The following is a 3,158-nucleotide window of genomic DNA, read 5'->3' on the forward strand; positions in this document are numbered from 1 at the left end:
ACGACCCGGCGGGATTCGTCGGTGAGACTCAGGCGCGGGGCGCGTTTCTCGTCAAGGATCGGCACGGTGATCGAATAGCCTTTGACCGGATAGATCGGCAGCTTGATTCCGAGCGGCCGGACGATTTGCGGGCTGTAGCTGCCCGCCGCGATCACGAACGCATCTGCACGCAACATGCCGGCACGCTGTTCCGCATCGAAGACGCGCACGCCGGCGATTTTTCCGTGAATGACATCAAAGGCCTGAATCGAATTGTTCAGACAGAACTGGACGCCCGCTTCTTGCGCCTTCTTGGCGAGAGCCTTGCAGAACAGGTGCGCATTGCCTGTTTCGTCATCAATCCCGTGGAGCGCGCCAACGAGGCGGGGACGTAGCGCTGCGAGGGACGGCTCGAGCGCAATCGTCTGGTCGACATCGAGAATCTGACTGGCAATGCCGAACTTCTGGAGAAGTTTGAGCTTGGCGGGGAGGTGATCGAATTCTCGCCGGGTTTCGAAAAGATGGAGGATGCCGCCCTCGGCTGCTTCATATTCGATGCCGGTGCTCGCTCGGAGGGCGCGTAGTTCCTGACGGCTGTAGGTGGCGAGATGGGCGATGGCGGCGGTATTGCGGGCGGTACGTCCGGGGAGGCACTCCCGCAGGAAGGACAGAGCCCATCGCCACTGTTCCATCTCGGCGCGAGGGCGGAACAGCAGCGGCGCGTCGTTGCGGCCCAGCCAGCGCAGTATGGTGGCCGGGGCCGACGGATTGGCCCAGGGTTCCGGATGGCTGACCGAGATTTGTCCACCGTTGGCAAAACTGGTTTCCAGGCCGGGGGCGGGCTGGCGGTCTAACACCGTCACGTTGCAGCCAGCCTGGGCGAGATACCACGCGCTTGTGACGCCGGCGAGGCCGGCGCCGATTACCAAAACTTCCATGATGCCCTGCAAAGAATGATCCGGATCGAGCGGCGATAAGCCGCTTTTGAATCGAGGTCGCAATCATAAACGACGGAAGACCCTGATCCGGGCGATAATATGGCCCACTTTTACAGCCTTTTCCGGAGGTCCGATCCATGCGTCGAGTTACGCTCACCCAATTTCTCATCGAGCAGCAACGCAAAGGCCTGATGGGCGCCGATCTGCGTCTGCTGATGGAAGTCGTTGCCCGCGCCGTCAAAGCCATTGCCGTCAACGTCTCGAAGGGAGCCCTCGCCGACGTGCTCGGCGAAGCCGGCAGCGACAACGTGCAGGGCGAGGCCCAGAAGAAACTCGACGTCATTGCCAACGACATCCTTATCCAGGCCAACGAATGGGGCGGCCACCTTGCCGCGATGGCTTCCGAGGAAGTAGAGGAAATCCGCCCGATTCCCAACGACTATCCGCGGGGCGGCTTTCTGCTGCTTTTCGATCCCCTGGACGGTTCGTCCAACATTGACGTGAACATTTCGGTCGGCACCATTTTCTCGGTTCTCAAGTGTCCGACAGGCGGAGCGGAGCCCACCGAAGCCGATTTCATGCAGCCGGGCACCGAGCAGGTGGCTGCGGGCTATTCGGTGTATGGCCCGTCCACACAGCTGGTTTTTACCATCGGCGACGGTGTGCATGGTTTTACCCTCGACCGCGAGATGGGCAGTTTCATCTACACCCATCCCAACATGAAGATTCCCGAAGACACCAAGGAATACTCCATCAACGCTTCCAACGCGCGTTTCTGGGAGGCGCCGGTGCAGCGCTACATCGGCGAACTGCAGGCCGGCAAGGAGGGACCCCGCGAGCGCGATTTCAACATGCGCTGGGTGGCCTCGATGGTTGCCGACGTTCACCGCATCCTGACTCGCGGCGGCATCTTCCTCTATCCGCTGGACAGCAAGATCAAGGCGCAGGGCGGCAAGCTGCGCCTGATGTACGAAGCCAACCCGATGGCGATGATCGTCGAGGAAGCTGGCGGCGCCGCCACGACCGGCCGCGAACGCATCCTCGATATCAAGCCGACCAAGCTGCATCAGCGCGTACCGGTGATGCTCGGCTCGAAGAACGAAGTCGAGCGGGTCACCCGTTATCATCTGGAATCCTGAAGCTTCGGATTTGCTGGCATGGGGCAGGTAGAATCCGCCCCGTGCCACTTCAAGCTTTCGTCCTTCGCATCGTCTTTTGCCTTCTGTCGCTATCGCTTGCCTTTACTTCGGTGGGCGCAAGGGCGGCGGGTGGAGTCGAGCTTGTCGTGCCGGACGAGTTGCGGCCGTTGCTCCTCAAACACCTGGGTTTCCTGGATCGTCATCCTGAAGGAATCGACGCCGCAGGCCGGGTTGCCTTACTGCGTCGGGCGCGCAAGGAAATCGGCGAGATTCTCGCCACCGAAGGCTATTTCTCGCCTGCCATCGAAGGCGAGGACGGTGGCGACCCGACATTCCGCATTGTCGTCACGCCGGGCGTCCGCACCACTATCGCCAGCGTTCAGCTCGACTTCTCCGGAGATCTGACCCGCGACGAAGGCGATCGCCCGGCTCGCCTTGCTGCGCTGCGGGAGGCTTGGGGGCTGCCGGTGGGGCAGCCTTTTCGTCAGGCCGACTGGGATGCCGCCAAACAGCGGCTGATCGATGCACTGAGCGCTCGCGATTACGCTGCAGCGTCGATCGCCGACAGCAGCGCCATCATCGATCCGACCACGGCCAGCGCCAAACTGAGTGTCGAAGTGGATTCCGGCCCGGCGTTCCGATTCGGTTCCCTCGAGATCAGCGGGCTTGTGGATTACGACCGCAGCCTGATCGAGCGTTATCGTCCGCCGACCCCCGGCGAGCCTTACAGCCTGGAGCGCCTGCTGCGGTTCCAGACCGCGCTGCAGAACACCACCTACTTCGCCTCGGTCGTCGTCGATATCGATCGCCAAAGCGCCACGCCCGAAGCCGCGCCGGTGCGGGTTCAGATCACCGAGGCCAAGCCTCGGCGGGTCGGCTTTGGCTTTGGCGTCAGCAGCAACACCGGCTATCGCGTTGAAACCAGTTACCGCGACGCCCATTTTTTCAATCAGGCTTACAACCTGGTCAGCGGTTTGCGCATCGAGCAGCGCCGCCAGCTCGGCTACGCCGACGTCTTTCTGCCGCCATCGCTGGATGGTTCTCTGGATAGCGTTGGCGTGCTTGCCGAGCACACCAACATCGCCGGCCTGCAGACGCAGCG

General features: G+C 62.1%; 3 protein-coding genes. 2 read left to right on the forward strand and 1 reads right to left on the reverse strand.

Translation table 11 applies throughout. The features are described 5' to 3' along the window. Nucleotides 1-929, reverse strand: a 929-nt coding sequence (locus Q1M07_RS08250; RefSeq protein WP_300452886.1) for an FAD-dependent oxidoreductase, incomplete at its 3' end; no start/stop codon positions are given. Between the two features lie 125 nt (nt 930-1,054). Between Q1M07_RS08250 and Q1M07_RS08255 the strand changes: the two genes are divergently transcribed. Both Q1M07_RS08255 and Q1M07_RS08260 read left to right on the forward strand, forming a co-directional pair. Next, on the forward strand, nt 1,055-2,056 hold the full coding sequence (locus Q1M07_RS08255; protein ID WP_300452888.1) for a class 1 fructose-bisphosphatase: 1,002 nt from the start codon (nt 1,055-1,057) through the stop codon (nt 2,054-2,056). A 41-nt stretch (nt 2,057-2,097) separates the two neighbouring features. Further along, a partial coding sequence (locus Q1M07_RS08260) for a POTRA domain-containing protein (RefSeq protein ID WP_300452890.1) occupies nt 2,098-3,158 on the forward strand: 1,061 nt, incomplete at its 3' end.

The organism is Accumulibacter sp., from assembly GCF_029255285.1.
Lineage (GTDB): Bacteria > Pseudomonadota > Gammaproteobacteria > Burkholderiales > Rhodocyclaceae > Accumulibacter.

What these genes read in the sequence shown, in the direction of transcription:
- Q1M07_RS08255 (WP_300452888.1), top strand. Translation starts at nt 1,055, where the DNA reads ATGCGTCGAGTTACGCTCACCCAATTTCTCATCGAGCAGCAACGCAAA.